Annotated in this window: 21 protein-coding genes and 2 pseudogenes; 8 read left to right on the top strand and 15 right to left on the bottom strand. The window is 32.2% G+C overall.

Annotated elements, in window-relative coordinates:
* A complete protein-coding gene (locus KTI78_RS10060; protein ID WP_262446007.1) occupies window positions 1–774 on the bottom strand; it encodes a hypothetical protein in 774 nt (257 codons plus the stop codon).
* Window positions 775–795: 21 nt separating this feature from the next.
* Window positions 796–1,482, bottom strand: coding sequence for a type IV secretion protein Rhs (locus KTI78_RS10055; protein ID WP_017387519.1), 687 nt, complete (start codon window positions 1,480–1,482; stop codon window positions 796–798).
* 96 nt (window positions 1,483–1,578) lie between these two features.
* Between KTI78_RS10055 and KTI78_RS10050 the strand changes: the two genes are divergently transcribed.
* Entirely contained in the window at window positions 1,579–2,250 is a 672-nt protein-coding gene (locus tag KTI78_RS10050; RefSeq protein WP_262446006.1) for a hypothetical protein, read from the top strand.
* 141 nt (window positions 2,251–2,391) lie between these two features.
* Here KTI78_RS10050 and KTI78_RS10045 read toward each other — a convergent pair.
* The 3 genes and pseudogenes from KTI78_RS10045 to KTI78_RS10035 form a co-directional block, all read right to left on the bottom strand.
* Window positions 2,392–2,628 (bottom strand): annotated as a pseudogene (locus KTI78_RS10045) (darcynin family protein); the annotation flags it as partial.
* Between the two features lie 105 nt (window positions 2,629–2,733).
* Complete coding sequence (locus tag KTI78_RS10040) at window positions 2,734–5,598, bottom strand: beta strand repeat-containing protein (RefSeq protein WP_262446004.1); 2,865 nt, start codon at window positions 5,596–5,598, stop codon at window positions 2,734–2,736.
* A gap of 968 nt (window positions 5,599–6,566) precedes the next feature.
* Complete coding sequence (locus tag KTI78_RS10035) at window positions 6,567–7,784, bottom strand: aminotransferase class I/II-fold pyridoxal phosphate-dependent enzyme (RefSeq protein ID WP_262446003.1); 1,218 nt, start codon at window positions 7,782–7,784, stop codon at window positions 6,567–6,569.
* A gap of 463 nt (window positions 7,785–8,247) precedes the next feature.
* Here KTI78_RS10035 and KTI78_RS10030 point away from each other — a divergent pair, with 463 nt between their 5' ends.
* The 5 genes from KTI78_RS10030 to KTI78_RS10010 all read left to right on the top strand — a co-directional run bounded on the left by KTI78_RS10030 (window position 8,248) and on the right by KTI78_RS10010 (window position 13,642).
* Window positions 8,248–8,901 carry an HAD family hydrolase gene (locus KTI78_RS10030; protein WP_262446002.1) on the top strand — a complete coding sequence of 218 codons (654 nt, stop codon included), beginning with the start codon at window positions 8,248–8,250 and terminating at the stop codon, window positions 8,899–8,901.
* Window positions 8,902–8,913: 12 nt separating this feature from the next.
* Window positions 8,914–10,407: an L-tyrosine/L-tryptophan isonitrile synthase family protein gene (locus KTI78_RS10025; protein ID WP_262446001.1), complete on the top strand. Its 1,494-nt coding sequence runs from the start codon at window positions 8,914–8,916 to the stop codon at window positions 10,405–10,407.
* Between the two features lie 8 nt (window positions 10,408–10,415).
* Window positions 10,416–11,816 carry a hypothetical protein gene (locus KTI78_RS10020; protein WP_262446000.1) on the top strand — a complete coding sequence of 467 codons (1,401 nt, stop codon included), beginning with the start codon at window positions 10,416–10,418 and terminating at the stop codon, window positions 11,814–11,816.
* Between the two features lie 13 nt (window positions 11,817–11,829).
* Window positions 11,830–13,014, top strand: a complete 1,185-nt coding sequence (locus KTI78_RS10015) for an MFS transporter (RefSeq protein ID WP_262445998.1) — start codon at window positions 11,830–11,832, stop codon at window positions 13,012–13,014.
* Between the two features lie 70 nt (window positions 13,015–13,084).
* Window positions 13,085–13,642 (top strand): TetR/AcrR family transcriptional regulator, encoded by a 558-nt coding sequence (locus KTI78_RS10010; protein ID WP_262445997.1) that lies wholly within the window; start codon window positions 13,085–13,087, stop codon window positions 13,640–13,642.
* Here KTI78_RS10010 and KTI78_RS10005 read toward each other — a convergent pair.
* The 9 genes and pseudogenes from KTI78_RS10005 to KTI78_RS09965 all read right to left on the bottom strand — a co-directional run bounded on the left by KTI78_RS10005 (window position 13,635) and on the right by KTI78_RS09965 (window position 24,657).
* Window positions 13,635–14,702 carry an iron-containing redox enzyme family protein gene (locus KTI78_RS10005; RefSeq protein ID WP_262445996.1) on the bottom strand — a complete coding sequence of 356 codons (1,068 nt, stop codon included), beginning with the start codon at window positions 14,700–14,702 and terminating at the stop codon, window positions 13,635–13,637. The genes KTI78_RS10010 and KTI78_RS10005 overlap by 8 nt on opposite strands.
* Before the next feature lie 105 nt (window positions 14,703–14,807).
* Entirely contained in the window at window positions 14,808–15,440 is a 633-nt protein-coding gene (locus KTI78_RS10000; protein ID WP_262445995.1) for a LysE family translocator, read from the bottom strand.
* 51 nt (window positions 15,441–15,491) lie between these two features.
* The gene (locus KTI78_RS09995) at window positions 15,492–16,403 is read right to left on the bottom strand and encodes a phytanoyl-CoA dioxygenase family protein (RefSeq protein WP_262445994.1); all 912 of its coding nucleotides are present in this window, start codon (window positions 16,401–16,403) and stop codon (window positions 15,492–15,494) included.
* 369 nt (window positions 16,404–16,772) lie between these two features.
* Window positions 16,773–18,194: a restriction endonuclease gene (locus KTI78_RS09990; protein ID WP_262445993.1), complete on the bottom strand. Its 1,422-nt coding sequence runs from the start codon at window positions 18,192–18,194 to the stop codon at window positions 16,773–16,775.
* 478 nt (window positions 18,195–18,672) lie between these two features.
* Window positions 18,673–20,655 carry a TniQ family protein gene (locus KTI78_RS09985; RefSeq protein WP_262445992.1) on the bottom strand — a complete coding sequence of 661 codons (1,983 nt, stop codon included), beginning with the start codon at window positions 20,653–20,655 and terminating at the stop codon, window positions 18,673–18,675.
* Between the two features lie 2 nt (window positions 20,656–20,657).
* Window positions 20,658–21,601: pseudogene (locus KTI78_RS09980) on the bottom strand (TniB family NTP-binding protein).
* On the bottom strand, window positions 21,598–23,481 hold the full coding sequence (locus tag KTI78_RS09975) for a Mu transposase C-terminal domain-containing protein (RefSeq protein WP_262445991.1): 1,884 nt from the start codon (window positions 23,479–23,481) through the stop codon (window positions 21,598–21,600). The pseudogene KTI78_RS09980 and the gene KTI78_RS09975 overlap by 4 nt, the downstream one beginning before the upstream one ends.
* Before the next feature lies 1 nt (window position 23,482).
* Window positions 23,483–24,172: a Tn7 transposase TnsA N-terminal domain-containing protein gene (locus KTI78_RS09970; protein ID WP_262445990.1), complete on the bottom strand. Its 690-nt coding sequence runs from the start codon at window positions 24,170–24,172 to the stop codon at window positions 23,483–23,485.
* Window positions 24,173–24,405: 233 nt separating this feature from the next.
* Window positions 24,406–24,657 carry a pyocin activator PrtN family protein gene (locus tag KTI78_RS09965; protein WP_262445989.1) on the bottom strand — a complete coding sequence of 84 codons (252 nt, stop codon included), beginning with the start codon at window positions 24,655–24,657 and terminating at the stop codon, window positions 24,406–24,408.
* A gap of 165 nt (window positions 24,658–24,822) precedes the next feature.
* On the opposite strand from KTI78_RS09965, the gene KTI78_RS09960 reads away from it, so the two are divergent.
* Window positions 24,823–25,677, top strand: coding sequence for a hypothetical protein (locus tag KTI78_RS09960; protein ID WP_262445988.1), 855 nt, complete (start codon window positions 24,823–24,825; stop codon window positions 25,675–25,677).
* A 98-nt stretch (window positions 25,678–25,775) separates the two neighbouring features.
* On the opposite strand, the gene KTI78_RS09955 is transcribed toward KTI78_RS09960, so the two are convergent.
* The gene (locus KTI78_RS09955) at window positions 25,776–26,321 is read right to left on the bottom strand and encodes a hypothetical protein (RefSeq protein ID WP_125740127.1); all 546 of its coding nucleotides are present in this window, start codon (window positions 26,319–26,321) and stop codon (window positions 25,776–25,778) included.
* 59 nt (window positions 26,322–26,380) lie between these two features.
* Between KTI78_RS09955 and KTI78_RS09950 the strand changes: the two genes are divergently transcribed.
* Window positions 26,381–26,632 (top strand): helix-turn-helix domain-containing protein, encoded by a 252-nt coding sequence (locus tag KTI78_RS09950; RefSeq protein WP_262445987.1) that lies wholly within the window; start codon window positions 26,381–26,383, stop codon window positions 26,630–26,632.
* Window positions 26,633–26,636: the final 4 nt, after the last annotated feature.

The following is a 26,636-nucleotide window of genomic DNA, read 5'->3' as shown; positions in this document are numbered from 1 at the left end:
TTAATCAGCTCCTATTATGTGCCATTCTAACATAGGATCTTTTTCAAGCTGTCTTTGTCTTTCCGCTTCAGCAGTTGCTTTTTCTTGTGCTTCCATTAAGTCTGCTGCATCTGCTAACCCATTAACAATAGTCACTGCCGCTTGAGATTCACCAAGTTTTTGTCCAACTTTTGATCCGCCTATAGCTTTACCAGTAGCATCCCCAACTTTGTTTCCGATATAAAATAATGCTCCAAAACATGATGCACCAACAAGCGCTGCCTTTTGTGGAGAACCTTTTGCTAATTTGGGACATACTTTACCAGCTATTGCTAATCCACGATTACCCACATAAGTTGAACCAGTCATGGTTGCTGCTTTCACAACTAATCCTTTAGAATCACGTTCTCTGGTTAATATTCCAATTTCTGCAATATCTCCTGCTTTTCCTAGCCTTCCGCCTATTTTGTCAAACTTTTTTGCTACTTCGCCCACATTGGATACACTTGTGTTAGGGTTTCCTCGAAATACCTTATTTCCTACATTATCAGGTTTATAAAAATACATACGCGCATTGGTAGACTTTTTAATACGTTCTAAACTAAACGGAGGAGTATTTTTCGAATGTAGAAGTCCCCAAGCAAAGTTATTTTTCTCTATAAGTTTAGTTGAATTAGTTAACACGCCAATATACGTTGAAGTATCTTGTGCTGTACTCGCTGCTTCTTTTTGGCTTGGCGAGAATAAATAAACAGGTCTGCCATTCTGATTTACTTTTTGATTTCCATCACTCATGATTCAATTTTCCTATATAGTTTATTCTGAATAATTACTTCTTAAATAATCGCCTTTTTCTTCTGTTTCAGGCAATAATTCGATTTCTTTTAATATTTTAGGACTAATTAAAATAATTTCTCGAACAAAATTATTTTCAATACGCATCATAGGTTTATAGGTTTGATCTATAAAATTTTTAATAGATAAAATAGGAAAGTCATCATTAGGGCTACTAAATTTCGCTTCTCCATTTTGGTCAGTTCGACAAGATGTTATTAATTTATTGTTGTCATTAGTGATTTGGAACTCTAAATTACTTATTGGATTCCCTAAGAAATCTAAGAATTTTATATATGTTTCATCATTCTTAGTTCCACCTAGTTTGTCGATATAATAATGCCAGTCATCACCTCCGATCAGAACTTTAACCTTTTCTTTTTCATTAGATTTGATGCGTCCAGTCCTACCATACTGGTCAAGAAAGCCAGTTTTTACTTGCCCATTTGAATGTAAAACAGAATATTCAATATTAGATATATCAGGGAATAAATTATAAACATCTAATTTATTACTAAAAGGAAGTTGAATATTAGGAATTTCAGGTAAAGAATAGTTAGCTTTTTCACCACCTTTAAAAAGGTGTTGTCCAGCTTTCGGCTCAAATTTTCCTGGTGTAATCAGGGTAATACCATCTTTATTAATAATAATTTGAGAACCACCAGCCATCAATAACCTCAATTTTTATAAAAAAATATTCAGAATTTTGTATGGATATAGCCTAAAATAAATGTATATCAAATGTCTCGTTATTTTACGTAAAATATGACTTTCATCTTAGCTATTCAATTAAACGATAGCATTATCGTTGCAGCTGATAATAAAAGAGTAACTGTAAATGAAACCTTAGATGTTGAACTGTCTACTACACATTACTCGAAGTTATATGCTTGGGAGCAAGGTATTATTACGGGTACGGGTGAATCAAGAGTGGTTCAGCAAACAGTTGATATATTTAAAAATATAGCAAAATCTAAATTAATAACTTTACCTGAATGTCTAGATATTTCTAAGAGAATACGTACCTTGGAATTAGGTCAAAACCTTGATCAGGTTTATAATGGGAAACTACTTTGCTCTAGTTATAGTCAAGAAGGTGCACAATTATATAAAATTGAAAGATTTGATAAAACATCTCAGCATACACTGGAAAAAGTTTCTCCCATGGAGATTATTATCTGGTTGTTTCATCCAAATGTAGATTTGATTGCGGGTAACTTAAATAGCCTATATTTTGACCTTAAAGATTATTCTTATTTTTCAAATCAAGTTGATTGGATCAATTATTATATCAATAGACTTATACCAATTTATCAAAAACAAAGTGAAGTCGATCCATTTATGAGTCAAAGCTTTGATATTTTTTTTCAAACAAAAGATGAGCATTTCTTTGGGCATATACCTAATACACAAAATATTCCTTTAACTTTTCAATAAGTTTTTAAAAAGAATAGCAATATTTTATAGATATAAAAAATTCGAAATAAAGCTGGAATTTTATCGTGGCTATTATCTTAGGCATGGCCATAACATTACTGGCTTGATGCATCACTGGTTTGATAAAAAGTTATACGCGTTTTACGAGAAACTTTCTTCATACTCCATATACCCATCTTCAATTGCAGGAATAATTTCTACAAACTCAAAGTAGAGTACTGTGCAAAATTCAGAGTCTCGAATCGCATTAATCACAAAATAATAATCTTGCAAAGATGTCGTCTCAAACACAAGAATATCACTCGCTTTAGTGCTAAATGCTTCAACGTCATATCACCGAACTTTTGCAGTCGGGTACTTCTCAAAAATAGGTTCGAGCGTTTAGGTTGTTACACACTTCAGCATAATTTTCCCAATAAAAAACACCTTCCAAATACGAAATTTAAAAGGTGCTTTTATAGGGTTTTTATCTTTACGAATAAATTAGACAGTCGGTAAAGCGTGCAATAGTTGATCAGTTAACTGATTTACCGATGTGAAAGAAATCGTGTTAATCAAACTGCCGCCTGTTGGGTCAGGTTCACCAACAGCAATACCTTGATTTGAACCTACCGAGCCGAGAATATTTCCTAAAATTGTATCAATACCAAGGCTGTTATCGTCAGAACTACCATTGTCGATAGAGATTATTCCGTCTAGACCACCTAAGAATCCACCGTCGCCACTGTCAACGCCACCAATAATCGTAGTGATTGAACCCAAGAGACCACCGTTTTCAGTCACAAGGTCATCACCTACAATATGCTGAATAATAGTCGAAGCCGTTGAACCATTAGTAAGCAGTGTATTAATTACACCAGTGAACGAGCCACTCGCACCATCAAGGTCAACGCCTGCAAGGTCAGAAATAGCCTCAAGTGTGCCGTTAACACTATCGCGTGAAGTCTCAAAAAGTAGTTTTCCAAGGTCGGCAAAATCACCTACAGGATGCTCTGCATCTGGGAATACCCCAATAATTGTGTCGGCAATCGTATCAATACCTGTGTTAATCACACCTGTTTTTAGACTCTCTAAATTTTGTAGAACGTCGATACCGCTTTGAATAATACCTGTAATTGGATTATCGCCTAGATCACCACCAATACCGCCAATCCCACCGATAATGCCAGTAATCGGGCTTAGGATGTCGCCATCACCACCAATGCCACCGATAATGCCAGTAATCGGACTTAGAATGTCGCCTGTACCTTCACCACCAATAAATGAGAAAGAGTTGCCTAATACATTAATTGGTGTGGTGATAGGAGCAATAACATCAACATCATCGCCATTACCGTTGCCAATACCGTAATTATGTTCGCCGTTACCTGATGAAATACCATTTAATAAGCCATCACCAGAGCCATTGCCTGAATCACCAGAGCCAATCACACCACCTGAAGTGTTGCCGTTATTAGTTGTGTCGTTGTCATTGACTGTATTTGAAGTAGTTGTCGGTGAAATATTGATAGAGTCGCTCGAAGAGCCACCTATCCCTGATAAAGCATTACCTAAAATGTTCAAGCCACCAGTAAAGGGAAGCGTAAAGTCTGCGTCGTCACCATTTCCGTTACCAATGCCATAGTTATGTTCGCCATTACCAGACGCTGCACCATTAAGTAAACCATCGCCAGAGCCATTACCAGAATCACCAATGAGGCCGCCCGAATTAGCATTATCAATAGTGTCATTATCATTGACTGTGTTAGTCGTTGTGGTTGGTGCAATATTTACCGAGTCACTAGATGAGCTACCAAAGCCTGAAATCGAGTTTCCAGAAAAGTTGAGTACGCCAGTCAGTGGGAATGTGAAGTCTGCATCGTCACCATTTCCGTTACCAATGCCATAGTTATGTTCGCCATTGCCAGAAGCGGCGCCATTGAGTAGGCCGTCACCAGAACCGTTTCCAGAACTTGCGCCTACAAGTGCACCACCGTTATTGCCATTATCAGTCACGTCATTGTCATTAACCGTGTTGGTGCTTGTGGTTGGGGCAGTATTAATCGAACTAGAAGATGAGTTTCCAATGAGCGAGAAAGAGTTACCAGAGAAATTCAAAACACCAGTAATTGGAGCAGTGATATCAGCATCATCACCGTTGCCATTACCAATACCGAAGTTTTGTTCGCCGTTGCCAGAAGCTGCACCGTTTAAAAGACCATCGCCAGAGCCATTTCCTGAGCCACCGCCAATTCCGCCACCGTTGCCATTATCAATAGTGTCGTTGTCATTGACCGTATTTGAAGTCGTTGTTGGGGCTGTGTTGACTGAACTTGATGAAGAATCACCAATTAAAGTAAATGAATTTCCAGATAAGTTCAGAACACCGGTAATTGGGGCAGTAATATCAACATCGTCGCCGTTACCATTGCCAATACCGTAGTTGTGTTCACCATTACCTGAAGCTGGGCCATTGCCCGCGCCATCACCAGAACCATTGCCGGAGCTGCCAAGTGCACTCACGCCACTATCACCATTGCCGTTATCGGTGGTGTCATTGTCATTAACCGTATTTGAAGTAGTGGTTGGTGAGGTATTTACTGAACTAGAAGATGAGTTGCCAATTAAAGTAATTGAATTACCAGAAAGGTTGAGGGGAATAGTAATTGGCGCGGTAATGCTTGCATCGTCAGCAATACCATTTCCGATTCCATAATTATGTTCTCCGTTGCCAGAGGCAATTCCATTGAGCAAGCCATCACCAGAACCATTGCCTGCACCCGAGCCATTACCGTTATCGGTAGTGTCGTTGTCATTGACCGTGTTCGACATGTTGGTTGAAGAATTGTTGACCGAGTTTGAAGATGAATCACCAATTAAAGTGATTGAGTTACCCGCAAGATTAATTGGAATTGAAAGTGGGGCAGTAATGCTTGCGTCATCGGCAATGCCATTACCAATCCCAAAATTTTGTTCGCCGTTACCCGAAGCAATGCCATTTAATAGACCATCACCAGAGCCATTGCCTGCACCGCCACCAACTGTAGAGCCATTACCGTTAATAGTAGTGTCGTTGTCGTTAACATTATTTGAAGTGGTTGTTGGAGAAGTATTGACTGAACTTGAAGATGAGTTGCCTATGAGTGTAATTGAATTACCAGAGAGGTTTAGGGGAATGGTAATTGGGGCAGTAATACTGGCGTCATCACCAATTCCATTTCCAATACCGTAGTTATGTTCTCCATTACCTGAGGCTGCGCCATTTAATAGCCCATCGCCAGAGCCATTACCTAAATTATTGCTTGTGTTACTGTTTTCAGGAAGTGGGATAATATTAGTAATCGAAGATAAAATACTTTTAATAAACATAATCTATTTCCATGTGATTTGTTTGAGACGTTTTTATTACTATTGTTTTATTATGTGCGTTAAACCACATAATTGAGAAAGAGTATTTAATTTTTTACTATTTGGTGTCAAGTTGTGTAATGGGTCACTGCTAATACCGAAAATTTTTAAATATATTCAAAATCAACTAAATAAAAAGTACGATTATTTTTGATAACATTTTTAAACACAAAAGAGAGGTGAGTTAATAAAAAATATTTTAAGAATAAAATAATATATTTATTTATAAAATATAGACTAAATATTATTTATCTTGTTGAAATAAAATAATTTTATTAAATATGGAAGTTATGATTTTTTATAAATTATTGTTTTTTATATTGGTTTTATATTGAGTGTTTAATTTAATAATATTAATTTAAATAATTTTAATGACTTAAATAATAGGGCTGGGCTTTGTAATATTTTTAATTAATTATCTTTTTTAATTTGTAAAATAAACGTATTGATAGGAGCTGTTGTAATAATAATTTGGTATATGTACGCCGTCGGCTGAGATTTCCTTCGTTTAAAAGCTAAATTGGGTCAGCCGGCACCCTAATTTAAAGAATTAAAAAATCTTTTTTAAAACAAGAGAATTTCTATATTTATAAAATATTCTTATATTTATATTGTTTGTTTTTAAAATCATAAAATATATTTTAATGGTTTGAGTGTTAATCTGAATTTATTGAAATTAAATAATTTTAATAATAAAAAAGCCACTCGAATAGAGCGGCTTTTTTGATTTGATAAGCGTCACGTGACACATAAGTTGTCATTGGATGAAATAGAAAATCAAATATTTAGGTATTATCAGTGAAACTTAATGACAACTTCTGCGACATATAAACTGTCATTGTTCAAGTTTAGTGACACATAAGCTGTCATTTTCTGAACAGCTATTAAGATTGGTATAGCGAGAATTGTATAAAATCCATTTATATAGTCTAATCAATACTCAAAGCCATAATAAGAGATAAACAAATTCCTTTGGCAGCCTGCTCAATTTCTAATAGGGAAGGATAACTAGGTGCAATGCGTATATGTCTATCATCAGGATCAATACCATAAGGAAAGGCTGCACCCGCTGGTGTTAAGGTAATGCCTAGTTCCTTTGCTAAGCTAATAGTCTTTTTTGCATATCCTTTAGGAGTTTTTAAATCAATAAAGTAGCCACCTTTAGGGTAAGTCCATGAAGTATCTTCAAGATTTGTTAAATATTTTGTAAATTGAGCAAGAACCATATCAAATTTAGGTTTAAGTATTAGTCGATGCTCCTCCATCAATTTTTCAACAGTATTTTTATCCTTTAAAAAATTTACATGTTGTAGTTGATTTACTTTATTTGGTCCAATACTCCGAATATTAGAATATTTTTGATACCATTTTATATTTTCAATTGAAGAGCAAAGTACAGAAATCCCAGCACCAGCTAAGGTAATTTTTGAAGTAGAGGTAAATTGAATTGGTCTATTTGGATTGCCTGCTTTTGAACATTCATCAATTATATTAATCAAAGAAAACTTCTCTTCGGTAAGATGATGGAAGTGATAAGCATCATCCCAAAATATACGAAAATCATCAGCAGCAGTTTTCATCCGTGCTAATTTTTTAATAATTTCATCAGAATAAATCACACCATTAGGATTACTATATTTAGGTACACACCATATACCTTTTATACTTGAATCTTCTTTTACAAGTTTTTCAATCTTATTTATATCAGGTCCATCATGATTGATTGGAATATTAATCATGTTAATACCAAGGTTTTCACAAATAGAAAAGTGACGGTCATAACCAGGAACAGGACATAGAAAAGAGATTGGTTCTTTTATCCAAGGTTTACCATTAGGAGTTCCATATAACATAGAAAAAATAATACAATCATGCATTAAGGCAAGACTAGAGTTATCACCTACGATAATTTGTTGATAAGGAATATTTAATAAATTTTCAAATAATAATCGGGCATCAAGAATACCTAAGGACTCGCCATAATTTCGAACATCAAGATGATCTATTGATTTGTAATTATCTAGTTTATTCAATAATTTTGTAGATAAATCTAATTGTTCAGATGAGGGTTTTCCTCGTGACATATCAAGTTTTAATCCAAGTTCTTTAAAAGAATTGTATTCTGCTTGGACGGAAAGTTCACTCATAACATTAGACCTTACTAAATAGAAATTAAAAGCAAGTAATACAGTATGCATACTAATAAAAATTAATCTATTTTATATCAAAGCATTGCGTGTTGGTTTTTGTGGCATACAGATCTGTTTACTTTGGCTAAATCTTATGCTGCGAAAAAAAATATGTCAATATTTGTTTATAATAGAATAATTAAAAAATTGATATCTAAATTAAAATTAACTTTCTATTAAAACTTTGAATTTTAGTAGATTAAATTATTCATAATGCAGAATTATGAATAATTTCATTGGTCGTAAAAGCAAATAAAATTAATAATCTCACAATGATAATAATAAAGTGTGATGTAGTTATCTTAATCTAAAAAGTTAAATTACTTATATATTAAGAAGAATTGACATTGGGAAAACAGAAGATTAAGATCGCACAAAAAAAAGGAAACAGATCTGTTTCTTTATGTAGGGAAAATATCAAATGATTGAAAAAAATGAGTTAATGAAAAAAAAATTAGTAATATTTGATTTGGACGGTACTTTAGTAGATACATTAGATGATGTTGTCACATCCTTAAATGAAGCATTAGCAATATATAATTATCAAGGTGTAACAAAAGATTATGTTAAGGGGTATTTAGGATATGGAGGAAATACTTTAGTAAGTTCAATCTTAAAATTTGACGAAAAGCATTTAGTGAATGAAATTAACAATATATATTTAGAGAAATATCAAAAAAATTTATTAAATAATACTATTTTATATCCAGGTGTAATGAATACATTAGATTGTCTTGCAAATTTAGATGTTAAAATGGCAGTTTGTACAAATAAGAAAAGTAATTTTACTTGGGAGATTATAGAAGAATTAAAAATTAAAAAGTATTTTAAAATAATTGTTTCTGGCGATACATTGGAAGATAAAAAGCCATCAGGAATACCACTAAGTCATATTATAAATAAACTTTCTATTGAAAAAACAAACACAGTAATGGTAGGGGATACTGAAATTGACTATAAGTCGGCTATATCGGCAGATGTTGAGTTTATATATGCTAACTATGGATATGGTGAAACTATAAAAACTTTAAATAAAGTAAATAATTTTAAAGAGCTTCTAAACTATTTTAAATAAAAGGAGTAATGTATGCTGAATAAAGAGCAGAAAAGAAGTCAAATTTCATCAGGTCATAGATTAATTGAATTAGCTAAAAAAAATAGGGATAAATTATATACAAGTAATGAGTTTAATGCTAAAGCTATATTTTTATCTGCTGACTTTTGGCTTGAAAATTTTATTCCTCAACTAAAAATTAATATGAGTACAAATATTTCTAATCGTGTGAGTGCAGCTATAGCACGGGCAAGAAAAAATATAAGTTTGTATAATGTTGAGGCCGTTGGTATACCTGAATTAATTGCTGAGGCTCTATTTGATAATAACTGGTATAAGGCTAAAGAAGATAATATTTCAAGAATAGAGGTGCGTGATAAAATATCTAATATACTTGGTAAAAACAAAAAGATACAGTTGTATTTACCAATATTATCGAGAAAGCCATATAGTCCTGTAAAAAATAAAGGTACTTTGCCAGATATTTCAGAATTACATACACTCGCAAGATGTGCTGAAGCTGCTTATACAATTAACTCTTTAAGTCCTACAGGGTGTGAATTTATAATTTTGTCTGATGGCTTTAAATATAATAGGGCTTGTGGTACCCCAGATTCAGAAGTTGAGCTTTATCAATCTGGATTAAATTATTGGATTGATTTATTAGATATAAAAGATGTAGTTAAACTGGAAAATTATGAGAATTGGGTAAATAAAGATTTATCAGATTTATTAAAAAACAAAAGAGAAGAGCATTATAATAATAAGTGTATAGAGTTAAGGAATGAGTTTGATAGTTTTTTTGATTGTAATGATATAGAAAAATCTATGTCTAAAATTTCAGATAGAAGTGATGTTGGTAATCAATTGGAATTTACTTTTTGGTCTATTGTTAGTTCAGTATATTATGAAGAGTTATTTGAGTTAACTGAATGTAAAAATTTAAATTTTAATGAACAATATTATAATGATGATATTCAAAAATTATATACTTTATATTTGACATCATTAGATAAAAATCTGAATTTATATAAATTTCCGAGTTTTATTCTTAACTTGACCGGTTACTTATCTAGTTTAAAAATAAAAGAACTCTTTCAGAGAATGAGGAGTAGAGCTTGGGAATCTGCAATTAAATATGTGGCAATTTCATTAACTGATCGTGAGTTAAACACCTTAGAAGAAGTAAATGAGAATGCAATAAAATTAACAATCCATGGTAAGAAGGGGGAAGTACATTTCTTATCAACTACTAAACAAGATGCTAATATAACAGCTCAACATTGTTGCGGAGGAATTGATTTTAAAAATGGTAGTACAAAGCTATCTTTTAAATATAGATTAGAACGTGAATTAAAAGAAGAGATACCTATTCTTATTGATGATTTAGTTGATAGTAAATTTAATCGTAATAAGTATGGGAATATATTTCTATTAAGTAGAAGAAAACAACCAATTTGCTATGTTTCAAATGGTTTTGATTTTAAAAAAGAATTAATTAATAGTTATAGTTTACGTAGAGACTAATGATGAATATGAATATTGCAACTGATAAAAATATTGTAAGTGAATCAAACTTGCTTAAATTATTTGTGAGTAATTCTAAAGTCAATATTAGTGATATTCCAAATTTTGAAGAAATTTATTTGGATAACACTCATTTAAATATATTTCTTCAGTCATGGAAAAATAATATAGAACGTGATGCTACACTTTTACAACGACAATCATTAAGTGCGCTTACTGATTTACCAGAAGATTCATTATATTATAATTTAGATAAACAAGATTGGCGAAAAGCTGCGCAAATAACTGAAGTATTTAGAAATCCATTATTGTGTAAGAATGCTGGTCGACTAGACTTAAAATTTTTACAAAGAAATATTAGAAAATGGATTATAAGTTCAGATGAGCATTTGAATTTAATTATTGGTTGGGGGCAACCAAAACGTTCTGCTGGAGGTATAAAAAGTATAGGCCCTTATGCAGATTTAGCAGAATTATTTAGTATTTGCAGACTAATTACCATTGTAAAAGCTTTGGAAAATATTGTTGGATGTAATATAACTTTAAAAGTTCTGACTGGGGGAAGCCGATTTTTCTCGGCTCTATTTACTCGGCCTGACATTACTAATAATTATGACATGCAAAGGCAGGCTATAGCTGATCTTTTAGATGAAACAAAAAAAATTGAGTTCATCCCATTTATGGAAGAAGTTGATAATTCAAATAATTATTTAAAATTAAATAGTTGTGATGTGAGAGATATTTCTGATGAACAAATACTAAGTAAACTTAAAACAATTATATTGAATATTGATTGGGAACATTTATTTCATCCAAATGTAAAATATAGATATAAAAAACCTCATAGTATTGAATTGCCTAAATCTTTAGATAAGTGGCTACAAGGAAACTCTATTGAAAATATTAGGAAGTTTATAAGAATTTCAGTTTGTTTCTTAATTACTAATAATTACTATAACGGTTTAAATGAAAATCTTGAAGAGAATTCTATTTTGGATGATATGATTTCTTTTATACATGATGTTTCTTGGGAGTCTACTAAAAAATATATCGCTATTCATGATCTTAATGATTTAAGTGATGAAAATCTAGTCTATGATAATAATTTTAGGCTTACTGTTCATGAAAAAAAAGGATTACGTTCTCTCCCCGCTATTTTGACATTAGGAATTAATGGTGGTAATCAATTATCCCAACATGTAGTAACTTATTTAAATAATAAAGAAGCTATTTTTGGAGCTTATGCAGAGTTTTGGGATAAAGATTTATTTCTTTTTAAATTAAAAAAAGATTGTAATTATGATTTGTTTAATTGGTTAAAAGAATATGAACAGCCATTATTTATTTCATCAATTTCTATGGATGAAGTTCTACCAATTCTAAATAAGGCTTCAAGAGTTTTTAATTAAAGGTAATTATAATATGAATAATATTTCAAAAAATATGATAATTCTCGCTATTGGCCAGGCTTTAACTACTACTGTTGTTTCATTGTTAACATTAGTATCTAGCCTATCAGGAAATTTTCTAGCTCCTTTACCGTCTTTAAGTACTTTGCCCGTTACTGCCACCGTAATTGGCACAATGTGCATGATTTATCCAGCTTCGATAATAATGGGTAAGCTTGGCCGTAAGAATGGTTTTATGTTTAAAGCAAGTATTGGCTTCTTTGGTGGGTTAATATGTTATTTAGCTTTATTCATTCATAATTTTTATATTTTAATTTTGGGTACATTTATTTTAGGTGTTTTTAGCTCTTTTGGGCAATATTATAGATTTGCTGCTATTGAAGTAGCTAAGAATGAAGAAGAAAAACATATAGCTATTTCAGTTGTTACAGGTGCAGGAGTGATAGGAGGAATTGTTGGTCCATTTTTAGGCGGGAGCTATGCACAATCAATTTCAAATACACCTTATGGTGGAGCATTTATCGTTTTATCGGTTGTTTGTATTCTATTGGCGATTTCACAGTTTTGGTTATCGGCAGATCTTGGGAAAATAGCTAATATCACGAACTCTAAAACTGAAAAATTTAAATTAAATCAATCTTTTTATTTGATTACATTGATTTGTGCTATAGGTTTTTCGGTAATGACACTCGTAATGAATGCTGCTCCCATCTCACTTCATCATGATGGATTTAACTTGAGAGATACGGCATTAGTGTTACAGATTCATTTTATCTTAATGTATATACCCTCATTCTTTAACCCTTCCATAATAAAGAGAATTGGTGTCAATGGGTTGATATCGGTAGGAGCTTTTTGTAGCTTGCTAGCAAGTTTACTTTCATTCTATCCTGAACAAACCAAAATTATATATATAGTGGAGCTCGGATTAGCAGGTATTGGTTGGAACTTTATTTTTAATGGTGGTACATTATTGTTAGTTAATACTTATTCACCGAATTTAAAAGTTAAAGCACAAGGAATTAATTCACTTTTTGTCTATTCTGCTAATGTGTTTTCTTCTTTTGGTGCTGGTTTTCTAATTACCCAATACAATTGGAAGGCTGTTAATTCTGTCTGCATTCCACTTTTGATTTTAGTATTGTATTTAATTGCCATAAAAAAGGTTCACAAATTCAAGCTTAATCTATTTTCATGACAAATTAAATCTTCTATTTTTGGGATTAATTGTTCAAAATAATCCTCTTTTAAGAAAAGGAATAGCTTATATGCAAGAAAAAGGGGGGAAAAAGGCTCTTATTATTGATGTTGCGACAGAGCTATTTGGTAAATATGGATATCATGCAGTAGGAGTAGATTGGATAATTAGAGAGGCAGGAATTTCAAAAAAAACCTTATATAACCACTTTAATTCAAAGGAAAATTTAATTATTGAAGTTCTTATAAATCGTGATAAGGAATGCTTTACTTCTTTAAATCAATTACTAATGGACGTAAGTGATCCGTTGATGAAGTTAGAATTGATTTTTAATTGGCACGATGAATGGTTTAATCAGCAAACTTTTACAGGATGTATATTTGCCAAAGCAGCAAGTGAATTCCCCAATAAAGGTGAAGAAATAAATAAAATCGCGACCCAGCAAAAAACGGGTCTAATGAATAGAATTGAGAAGATTCTTGAGGAAATCGTTCTCTCTGAAAAAGCTAAAAGCATTGCCCCGATTGTGATTATGCTTTTGGATGGGGCAACACTTTCAGCTCAAGTGATTGGAAATAAAAATTCTGCGAATGATGCTTGGGAAGTTGTTAAACAGCTTCTCAAATAGCCTTTAAATATTGATATAAGCTATCGTAATAGTCATTACAAGTTTTTAGACGGAAATAAGTACCCAGCAAAATATCATGTTTGACATTATTCGCAGCTACAATGGGTTCGATGACGTTTGTAAGCCATCCTTTAGCATGTTCTACATCAATCTCTGAATGTTCTGAATAATAACGATATAACCTGTCATTCATATTGTAACGTTTACAAGCTTCTTGTACTTTGATATAGGACTGAGGATCAATAATTTCAGTTGCAGCCATAATTCCAAGTAGTAAATAATAATATTTTCTGTTTAAAGAGGCTAACATAAATAGATTATAACCAGCTAATTTTTGCCAAGTATCATGGGGTTCAATTAAAATTTTGTTATCAAGTTCAAAATTTTCGATTAAATCATTGAACATATTGACATGGGTTTCTTTTCGGTTACCTTTACCAGATTCATCCCATAGATTTTTTATCATCTCCATACGCCCTGTCGTGGGTGAGTTGAGTAAAGTAAGAAGTAATAAATCGAAAAAGCGTACATTTAACTCATAGTCACTATTAAAGAAAGCGAATAACTGTCTCTCAGAAGCTTCTTTTGCAAGAAAATTAAATAAAGGATGCTCTGATAGATTCATATTACTGCATAGCGACAGGATTAAATCGGAAATCGTTTCATCCGTATCTTTAGAATTATAAATAAAGTCTAAATTTAAAAAATTAAGCCAGAATTCTTCAATTTTATTTCTTATCTCATAAAAGAATGGCTGGTGCTGATTAATAGCAGCATTGGAAAGAGGGTCACAAATTTGCAAGTTATAGAGTTGATATAATGTTGAATGAATTTCATAGTTAGTACTACTATTTTTGGTTAGAAATGCATCTTCTAACTTTGTTTGAATACTTTCAAGAAGTCTATTTTTAAAATTTGTTGACTCTCTGAGGCAAAGATCAAGATCTTTTTTATTGATTAAATAATTGATAGTTTTATGCAGAGGCGAATGTAGCCAACTAGAAAGAGTTGAAGCATGTGTAGTTGAATCGTTAATCTCAGTTTCTGGAAAATTTTCCATAATAACTCCCTGCAATATAGTTGGCTTTAAAGATATAAAATGAAACCCTCTTTAGTATTAATTTAAGAAGGTCTTTATAGCTATTATTAATAGAAGATTAATCTATTAAATAAGAGGGATTATAACCGATGAAATTAGGGCAATGGCAAATATCATGAATACACTACCACCAATTTTGTTCAGTATTACGAAGCCATTGCTTGCGCCTATTTTTTTTCTCGCTGTTTGAGCAAAAAGTGCATAAACTAAATGAATTAAAATAACTAATATACAAAAAGTTATACCTAAAATTAGAAATTGATGAATAAAAGGCCGATTAACATCAACAAATTGAGGGAAAAGAGCCATAAAAAAAACTATAGGTTTGGGGTTTAATAATGATACGAACATTCCTTCACGAAATCTTTTCCATTTTGAAGGAATATTTGTATTAATAGTTGAATCATCAAGAATTTTCTTTGGCGCAGATTTAAATAATTTAATACCAAGATATATTAGATAAGCTGCTCCAATTACTTTGACAACTGAGAGTGCAAGGGGAGAGGATGTAATAATAATTCCTAAGCTACTAGCAGCTATTATTGCGATAATTCCCATTCCTGCGGAAACACCGAGTATACCGATAAATGAGTTTTTTAATGTATAATGTATTGTATTGGTAAGGGTTAACAAAATGCCTGGCCCTGGGCTAGCAATAGTTAAACTAGCAATAAGAATATATAACATAAGAGGTTGCATTATCTTTTTCCTTGTATAGTTAAGGAGCTTAGCTCCTTAACTTAGTTGTATTTAAACTTTTAAATGTCTATATTCTTGGCCAGTAAAAATTGGACTATTGATTAATAGATCACCTTGATTTTTCGCAACTTCAATATGGAATTTTGTTGGACCTGCATACTCAAAATAGTTACGAGGGATTTCTAGGTCTTTAGCACGTTCTGCATCATATGTACTTTGATCACAGAAGAATCTCATAACAAATGCTGCGCGAGAATCAATAGGTCCTTCGCCTAACATTACGCTCTTATGAATTACATATTTATCAAAAATTAAAGCATCCCCTAACTCAAATTTATCCTCTACTCCAAAGTGATCCAAAATATCTTTCTGAGCAGTATCATTCAAAGGCCCATCACGCCACTGAACAAATTCTTCAAGTTTAGGATCTTCTTTTTTATCAATTTTATTCTGAAGCATTCTAAAAACAGCTGGGTCAATATGGCTATATAAGTATTTACCATTTACGACATTTTTAGGCACATAAGCCATACCACCACGTTGCCCTTCAGGATTAATAGGAGCTAAAGGTGCCCAAATGGTACATCCAAAATCATCAGCATGGTGATAGCCAAAACTTTGAGTACCAATGTGCCAAGGGAAACCTTTATTTTTGAGTTTTTCTAGTTCAAATGAGAGGGCTTGGGCAAAGAACATATCCCTTTGAGTTAGCTCTTTCATAGTTTCACGAAATTTTTTATTTTCTAAAAGTTCAATTACTTTTTCATCGCCATCATACATGTCAAATGCAAGTCTACTAAAACCACTTTGATATTTATCAGTTGGTGTATTGATATATTTTCCAATAGTGGATTGGATGTAAGCAACAAATTCTGGAGAATAAAAGCCTTTTAATAATAGGAAGCCTTTTTCTTGAAATTCCTTGATTTGATCCTGAGTTAACTTGAAATTTTCATTCAACATTTTTTCTTACTCCATAGGTGGATTATACTGATAAAACATGACTTTATATTTTATAAATAATAACTTTTAGAAAATTTAAAGCTTTTACTTTTGTCTTGGTATACAGATCTGTTTACCTTGCGAATCGTATTTTATAATTTTCTTATTGTCAACTACGACTTTCTTGTTATTTTCATAGATTTTACAAAGAGGTATGAGAAATAAATATTGCAAAAAAATGACATAATTGTTTTGTGAAATATTACTTTGATTTAAGTTTTTAATAAAAAAGATATTTAATTAATTAAATATCTTTTTATTATTTAAGTTTTAATGTGATTTATATGTTGGGAATACTTTATCTAGATGATTTTAATTGTATTTTATACATTAAAAATTATTTTTATTTAAAGGTAAGTTGATTTTATCAATCTTTAATTCATTATTTATGTGTTGTTTTATTCCAGGTTGCATAGCTCCACAACTAATTAATCTATCAACTATAGTTGGATTGTTAATTAATCCTACTAAAAATGATAGTTCATAAATTGATCTAAGTTCTTGCTGTTCCATCATTTCACCTAGTTCATCTTTTCCTTGAAAATTTATATCATTTGCGGTGAAATCTTTTACTTTGGATAGCGAAACTGGAAAATCTCTATATTTATATTGGGATTTACTTTTAAGTAAAGAATTTAACTTATTCGCTTCATTAATTATATTTTGAGGAATATTTTTATTATTAGCTTTTCTTTCAATTACTAAAATGTTGTTTTTTATACTTTGAATAATTGGTAATATGAAGTCTCTACTTAAAAAATATGAGTGCATTTGGAAGTTATAAGATGTTTTGATTTCATGTTTAATATACTCTGATTTGTTATCAGTATTTTTCCCAGCATAACAAGAAAATTCAAAATCTTGAATAATTTGTTTTTCTAAATTTTTGGTTGTTTGGATGGTAGTATATAATTCTCTAGGCTGTTGTTCTAAATAATCTATTAATAAATTAGTTTGTTCATAAACATTGCTATCTACTGTAGATGCATATTTGTTTTTAATCTTACTAAGATATAAAGTATTTTTTGAAATTGGTTTGATACATTTTTGGTCTAACTGATACGATGTAAGAAATAAATTCTTTGAGGCTTCTGTTAAACATTCTTTATATACTGTTTCTAATTTGTCAATTGTATTGTTAACTTCCTTTAAATATGAGTTTGTTTGATTTTTATCGTTTTTATCCTCTATTGAGTTATTTGTATATTTATCTAAAAATATATAAATTAAGCATATTATAATAGCTATTGTGATTAGGATAAGGATAATTTTTCTGGTTTTAAATGTTGAGGTTATATTATTAAAACCATAAAATTTCCTAGCTTTATCAGAGGTATTAATTCGATCAACAATCTCATCCCATCCCCATAAAATTACTTGAGCCTGATTCTTATTTCTTTTAGTATTTAGCTTAGCTACAAAGTTTTGGCTTTGAATATCATTAGGTAATGTAATAAGAATATAGATTTCTTCTATATGATTATCGTATTCTTTATCAATTTTATATACAATACTTTCTATTTCTGTTTCACTTATTTTCTTAGTACTATTTATAGAGTCTCGACATTTACACTGTATTACAATATTTTTAGTACCAAGTTTACCAATAATATCTACTCCTTTTTGACCTTGCCCAGCTCTTCCATATCTCATAAATGAGGCATGGAAATGATCTTCAAATAATATTCTAGTAAGACGTTCAAAATCCTGCCAGTTATCAGGTGGAGTGAATTTAAAAGGTACTTTTGACATTTATATATTCCAGTTAGTTATTTAATTGAGTATTTATTGTAGCTAATTTCTGTAGGGTATAAATATTCGATTTAAGTCTTATTAATTATATTTCATTAATTATATTTAATATATTTTGTTAATGATTACTTTTTATTAATAATTTAATTATAGATAAGTTAAAATAATTTTATGTAAACTATTAATTAATTGGCTAAATAAAGAAATAATCAATAAAAATTGCTTTTTAAAAAGAAATAACTAGAAAGCTAACCTAATTCTACTATACGTTTTTACTTATTGTATTCTAGTGAAAAAGATAGCAGCTATCTATATTAGAAAGCTGCTATCTACATGGCTAACAGATACTACTTATCACGCACTTGGGTAGTAAGTTTACAGTTTTAAAACTGCCAGCTCTGATAGGCTACGGAATTATTATAACGCATTCATCCTATATAAGTTAAAGGTTTATGCTCTTTTTGGAGAGATGAGTGAGCTAAACTTTAAAATAGTTTGAGTCCTTTAATTTCTGTACGTCTTCTCGCTTAAACAATCTAATTTTTTTATCATTTTTACCCATATAATAAGGTTTGATCAGCCTCTGTTTCTGTAAGTTAGTGATATATGAATGACGCATACCAAGTAGAGTACTAGCTTCAGCCCCAGTTATGTATTCATCTTTTAATTTAAGAACTTCATTCAACTCACTTTTCTTTATAAGCCTCCAAAAGATGAGCTTTTCAATTGTTAGAAAGCCTGTTTTGCACCAATACTGGTTCAACCAATTCAATGGGCAATTTAATATTTCGGCAGCTGCTTCAAAGCTAACGTAGTCTTCACTCTCAATTTTTTGTTTCAATGAGTCTAGGGATATCCTGTCAACTTTTACAGATGCAGGATCGAGATAATTTCTTGAGAGATGACCTGCATGTATCAAGTATGATACAGCCCGTACACTGATTTTCAATAGTGCAGCAGCTTCAAGTAGAGAGTAGCAGTGAGCTTTTACTGAGTTCTTGGTGTCTTTCTTATGTCTTCCTGTGCGTGTTTTATAGTTTGCTATGGAGTTAATATCACTCTGTCTAATACTTTCTACAGAAGATTTTTCATAAATATTAATAGGTAACCCATCAACATATGGCCCACTAACAGGAGATATATCAATACTCAAAAGCTTCTCAACTAAGTTTGTGGGATTAACATCGAGCTTTCTAGCCAAGCTTGAGGCAGTTATATAATTTTTATAGAAATCTTCAAGTTTTTCATATGAGATAACTTTGACTATAGACACGTTATCTTCAAGGAGCCAATGAGTCTTACTTAGCTTTCTTGCTGTCTCAAAATTAATATCAAGTTTTGTGGCAATTTCAGAAATGGTTGGTTGTATTGGCTTACTCCTGTGTGTACTTTTAGGCGGAGTAAATATTTCATAATCTATAAATTTATTTTTTCTAATTAAAAGCTTCTCAATTGATGAGCTTTTAAAGTCTTCATGACCATAGTAGTTCTTACCTACCTTCAGAAAATCATCGGCAATAAGACTTTTCAGTCGCTGACGTCCAATGTTTAAAACAAGCCTTACCTCTTCCTGTGATAGAAAAAGCTCTTCTAATCTAGAGCTAGTGATTTTATAGCGAGAACATTTTTTTTCTACTAATTTTAGATAGTCACAAAAGTAGTGGAACTTCTCTTTTTCCTTTAAAAAAGGAAGAAGTTGAATTCTCGGATGGGCTAGATAAATTCTATTGTTGATCCACGTGCTTAATCTTTTTATCGAGCTTGGAAGGTCAGTAAAATATTCGTAAGTTATTTTTGTGTATTCTTCATCAGATAATGTATCTTGAAACTCAGCAAAGTTCTTTAAAGCTGTCCAATAAGAAGTAAATTCATGAAAAAAATCAGTATTTTCTTCTTCTAAAATTCTTATAAACCAACGAACAATATGGACTGTCTTACAAAAAATTCTTGGTGCTTTTGTTCGATCCGTTTTACAAGAAGGGCATAACGTAATATGACCCTTCGCAAGTGTAATTGTCTCACCACATTGATGACATTTGTCTAGAAGTAATAAAGAATGTATTGGGCATGCATAAATTGGCCTAAAGAGCCATATTTTTTTAAAATAAGCTTGTTCATTAAGACAGTCAGGACAAAATGAAAATTCATGATGCAGTAGGAGGTTTTCATTGATTTCTAGCTGTCCCCATCTTTTGGGAGAACGACTGGTTGGACCTACTCGTTCTAAAGCTACAGTTTGATAAGAAGAATTTATCCCCAAAACTTTTAGAGCAAATTTGAAGCGGGGAAGATCTGTCAAATCACAGTTTGGCGCTTGCTTAGTCAAGTAGGCAAAATTTTCTTTGCCTATTAGCGTATATACTGATGAATGCATATTAAGTTGTGCAGCTCTTAGTAAATAGCTAGCGGCGGATTCATCCTCATAGGGAATTGGTTGTATAAGTAAACCTTTATTATTCATAATTATACCTCTCTTATATTTGATGCTAATTGGCTGAGACTCATAGCAAAGGGATCTTGTTTAAAATCACTAATAATAGGGTTATTCCAAGTGCCCATGCCTGACTAAAATCATTTTGAGTAACGGTCGTTCTACCATCTTCTGATGCGATCATCATACTTTCACGGACCAGGCTCATTACATACGAATGATAGCCTTTGGTTGCCGCATAGATTTGCATACCTAAAAGGTAGCTATCTAACTCAGGGCTGAAATGAGTATTATGTTGAAGTGCTTTATTGGCGATTTCATGAAGAAACGAGTAAATCGTGCCACAGATATCTTTTGTACCTAAGGTAAGCGGAGATAATTTATAGTGAAAAGGGAACCTTCTTGCGATTTGGGTATCAACCTGAATAAGGTCTGCGAATTGAGGAAGCCCTACAAGACAGAAACTAATTCCGGTTTCATTAACTAGAGTTTTTATCCAATTTCCAACCGTAATATTCATTCTTGTTGAAGTTGGTTTACGATCAAAAAGATGATGAAACTCATCTAAAAAAACCAGTTTAGTTTCACATTGTATAAGTAAGTACGTAAGTCTTGAGGTGAGGTATTTTGTTGTTCCGATGTCATAACTTGGGTCACCTAGTTTATTTAGCATTGTGATTGCTAATGATTTCACTGTTGCTGGTGAGGGAACTTCAACGTAAAACGCCGGAATGATAATTTTCTGTCGATCATTCTCTATTTTTATGGAATTTGGCATTTGAGCGATTACTGCATGACATAGAGTTGTTTTTCCAAGTCCTCCTTCAGATAGAAGCATACTTCCAATTGGTTCTTTATAAGCAATACTACGTTCAGCGCATTGCTGAATACCTGTATAGGCATTCATAAATTCCTCTGAAGTAATAACAAGATCATTAAGATAACTAACGGATTCAAAACTATTATTATTTTTCATCTTTTTTTTACCTCCATTGAGCCAAATCTAGTTGGAGACGCTTTATTCGCTTTATGGATTTTCTCGTAGATTTTTAGGTCTTCTTGATTGTTACTCGTATTTAAGCCTAGTTTTTTTTCCAGCTGTTGCAATTGTTTTGGAATATCAATTTTGATTTGTTTTAGTTTTGGTTTTTTTCTGACAAGATCGATTTGTATGTCTTGCATAAGCTTGTATAAGCTATGAAGATCAGCAAACTTCCCTAATCTTTGTCGATCTGAATCTGCCATAAGCTTTTTTCTTTCTTGTACTTCTAGATGGATTATCCGAGATAAATTTTGAGTGTATTCTGGATTTGTTGAGTCGGCTTGAATGACCAGTTGTTTATCATTCGGCGAAAGAATATAGACAATGTTAAGATCAAGATCGTCGACTAAAACGGTAACTTTTTTAATTCTTTTTGCTTCTAATACTTTTAATGCGTGGGAATAATAAGCTAATCCATCAATTTGTACTTGCCCATGATTGATTGTTCTTTCAACAGGCCTACGACAAATAATTTTGGCGTCAGATACTGTTAGAAAAGATGGTTTAACCTGCTCAATTGCATCATTCCACATTAAAATAGGGGTTCTTCCAGTCTGGCTATGAATAGATTGGTGATAGACATCATTGATCCACTCATTTACGTATTCTTTTACTTGTAGTAGTGAATAGCCTGCATTCTTCCCAGAATTATAGAGACCACGTTCACCAGGATTTGAAAAGGTTGTACCTGATAACTTTTGAATGACTCCTTTGGTCAATGTTGAGAAAAAACGTTCAATATGAGGCTTATTATTAGGGGTTCCAATTTGAGAGGGTGTGAGCGTAATTTTTAATTGTTCACAGACTCTTGCTAAGGAATTATTCTTAAATTCAATTCCATTATCTGGAATGATGATTGATGCAATTCCTCCAGGTAGTCCATAGTTTGGGCGCGTAATCATATCTTTAATAACAGCTAAAGTAGTCATCGCACTTGGTGGGAACATACTTATATATGTACCCACAATTGCACGTGAATATACATCAATAGCACAAGCCAAGTATGGTCGCCCGAGTACTTGCTGGGTTAATGGATCAATCACAATAATATCTAAATAATGTGTGTCAATTTCAACCATATAAAGTGCAAAGGGGCTGGGACAACTTTTACCAGATGCTTGAAAAGCTTTATGTGCTATACGGCTCCCTTTTTTAATTTTAGTAACTAAATAAGGATCTAATTTTTCTATGTAACGTTGAACAGTTCTTCTACTGGGCAAATATTTTGTTGATATACCTTGTTCTATCAATTTACCTAATATGTATGCTTGAACATCTTTACTAGTTCTATACTCAGGCTTTAAATAAATTTCATTAATACCCTGAGACATAATTTGATAGATTTCTGGAGGGAATCGAAGTGACTGATTACCTTTATAACTATTACTTAAACTGAGGTTATGATGACAACTACTACGGTATTTATTTATCCATCTTGCAACTGTTCTAGGAGAAGGAGGGACTTGATCACCGAGTTCTGTTGCAATCTCATCAATAAGCTTTTTTAAAGGAATTAAGGCTGTAGGTTCATATAGTTTGTAAAGTGCAGATCTTACATATCGTTCTTTACGTTGAATTTCGCTACATTTTTCCGGATTGATGATTAATTTTTCGGGAGCAAAAATGCATTTGATTTCATCGTTTTTATAGTATTGCTCAAACGCATCAGATGATAAGGTGAAGGATTTTCCACCGATAACAGCAGCATAACGAATTTGACCATAAGTAACATTAGTGATCTCAAAAACATAGTCGTCTTGATTACTAAAAGCGAAACGAAAACCTGGCTGAGGAATAAATAATGATGATGGCATCTTAAATTCCTCCATCTGTATCTATGGTGATCTTTTTATGAAAAAGTAAATAGTCGCCTAATTCACAAGGTAAATCCGATTCTTGAAGTGATCTATATATTGCTTCAATGTTCTGGAAAGCAGTTTCCTTCAGTGCATCCATTGCTTGATCAATTTCTAAAGGTGTCCAGTTTCGTTTATGCCCCCTTTGATAAAGATATAAAAGATTTTGAAGCTGTTTTGTTGTTGGTAAGCTGAATTGGTCAATAAGCTTAAACAATATCCCCATTTGATTAAGTATCTCAGAGACTTGTTCAAACTTCTGGAGCTCTTCTTGTGCCAGAGCCCTAATAGAGGGTTTCACTTCATGGATCTCAAATGATCCATCGATGTTTTGTATCAAAAAGTCTGGATAGGAAAAACGATTACCTGATAAAGGTATTTTTATGGCCTGAGTACGGAAACTTTTCACTTGGGGACTTTGTTCAAGGCAGAGTGCTTGAGCCAATTCAAGACGACTTTCAAGTGGAATTGCTCCACCAGATTTAGTACTAGGAAATAAGGCTGTTCTGCGGCCAAAACACCCTTGATAAATTTTTCGTTGGCCATGGAGTGTTGATGCTAAATTAGGTTTAACCTGAAAAGCTTTTTCTATTTGTTCCCAAATAAATTGAGCCAAATTATTTCTATTGTTTTGTGGGAAAGGGTACATATATGTATCTCCAGTATTCCGTTACATCTCCAAAACTTTTTTAGAGATGAGTGAAATTCTTTGTTGCTTAAAAAATGGCAACAAGACTTGACTGGTGGCTTTATACGGAAGATACTTTGATTACGACGTCTTTGTATCTTCGTGTATAAAGTCACTAGCGGACCCTTCTAGGGTCCGTTTTTTATTTGCTTAGATTTTTAGATCATTCATGTTCTCCTTAGTACCAATTAACTTTATTGGATTGCTTCATTTCGCTGTTTTGCTAACCAGAAAGCTAAATCTTTAACTAATGCATATTTACCACGACGGTTTTCGACAGAAAAAATAGGGATCGGTACAGTTTTTCTTGTTAAAGCTTGTCTAAAGGCATCAAAGGAACGATATCCTAAAGCAATTCTCAAAGCATCATCTGAAATCATGGGACCATGACGTTCAAATAGATCACGTTCAATCATTTCTGCACTTATTAAAATTGTTTTATTCATCTTATTTATTAGTCCTGACACAACATAACAAAATCATATATCCTTTTAATAAAATTGGGCAGGAGTAATCTAATGGCTAAAGTTTACTCTAGTAGTTCGTGTTAGATGGTTGATTTTAAAAAGATAATCATAATTTATTTATGGTTGCGTTGAGGTTGCCGCAACATGCAAACAAAAAAAAGAAGTAGTCGATCAAGAAGAGACTGGATTGATGTGATTCGTACAGCTATTTGGTACGCCTATATACAGACTAATTTTCCCGAGGCCACAAATTATCAGATAGAAAAAATCATTGAACCTGAAGCTTTTGTAAAAGATGGGGAATATTATTTTCATCGCAATAAATGGACGAAATATGAATTGGGAAGGCATACACCTGAAATGGAGCTTATTCGTAAAGTAAATCAACATGTAGAAGGAACAGCAAGAGTTATTAATCATGTTTTATGGGAGGCTATAAGAGGACGTAAGCCATTGAATTGGTTTATTGAGAGTGGGGTCAACCAACTTTCTTGGGATGTTCAACGAATTATTTTTAAATCAGAGAATGATCAAAAGGAATTAATTCCAGTTTTACAGATAAGAAAGGATTTAAGAAGATTAGAGCGGTTAGCAAACTTGGATGCATTAGCTGCTTTAATCATATTCTTAAGAATGGCAGATGATCAAAATCAAAGAGAAATTGCTTTAAGTATTGGGCAGTCAATTTATAGAATATTATTGGTAATGTGTGTGTTTTTGCCTTTAGCAAAGTTTAGGTATGGACTAGCATTTTTAATTTATCTATATGTGTTTCCTCTCTGTCGGAGTGAGATGAAAAAATTTGATAGTAATGATGTTGATGAGTTTTTTGATAGATCCAGTAATTTAAATTATATTTTATTAGCAGCTGAAGATGAAAATATTATTGATTTAGAGCGTAAGGGGATTACCAAAGAAATGTATGCTAATTTTCTATTTGACATTCTAGAGGGTAAACGTGGTCTTGAAATGATTCGTGAATTTTCTCCATCATTTTAAAATGAAATTTTATTAGTTTTTTATCTATTTTTTCTATATTTAATCAATACCTTATAGCTAGTAATTGGAAGTTGCTAAAAGGTATCGATCTTATTTTATTATTTGCTAACAATCTTTGTTGTAAGTGTTATATATCGCCAAGCATTTGTTCCATCATTTTTTGCTCTCCAGTTAGTTGCTTTAATGGAGGTTTTCCAATTTTCTGTACTACTTGAACAAGAATAGTCACCAATCCATTTAGAGTTACGAATTTGTGTAAGTACTTCAGTTGTTAAACGATCGGGAGGAGGTAACGGTTTTCCATTTTTTACTGATCCAGCATTTATCATTACTGAGTTATTATCACCTAAATAAGTAAATTGTCCATTTTGTCTTCGACATAGACCTTCTAGTTTTTTATAAGGTGATGCTAATTGCTCTACCCACTGCTGATGAATAAAAATAGGGGATGAGTATGTGGAGACCCGCATTTCAAACTCATTATCGATCAGGACTGGTTTTGATGAGTCATATGATTGTATATGCCATTCGTTAGTCAACATTTGGTTCACAGAGGTGGATGTACCTGTATCTTGAAATTTTGTTGTACAAGATGCCACGGTCATAACGCATAGAATTATTGGTAAATTTTTAATCTTTAACATCGTTCTAATTCTTAAATATCCTATTTTGGGATATTTTGAATTGTAACTGATATTGAGCCATGCGCTCAATACATGACCCTAGGTATCAAGACCTAATCAAGAAGCTTATAGAACTCCGCGAGTCAAAAAATGTGACTCAGGTTGAGCTTGCGCGTCGTTTGAACAAACCTCAATCTTATGTTTCTAAAATTGAAATTTTAGAAAGACGTATAGATGTGATTGAGTTAATAGATTGGTTAAATGTATTGGAAACTGATATTTCAGATTTTCTCACTTTTTGTAATGTTTTAAATAAAAGGCTTAGAAGATAACTCT

Source organism: Acinetobacter sp. WU_MDCI_Abxe161 (assembly GCF_025514355.1).
Taxonomy (GTDB): Bacteria; Pseudomonadota; Gammaproteobacteria; order Pseudomonadales; family Moraxellaceae; genus Acinetobacter; species Acinetobacter pittii_E.
This window is presented reverse-complemented; position numbering and strand designations above follow the sequence as displayed.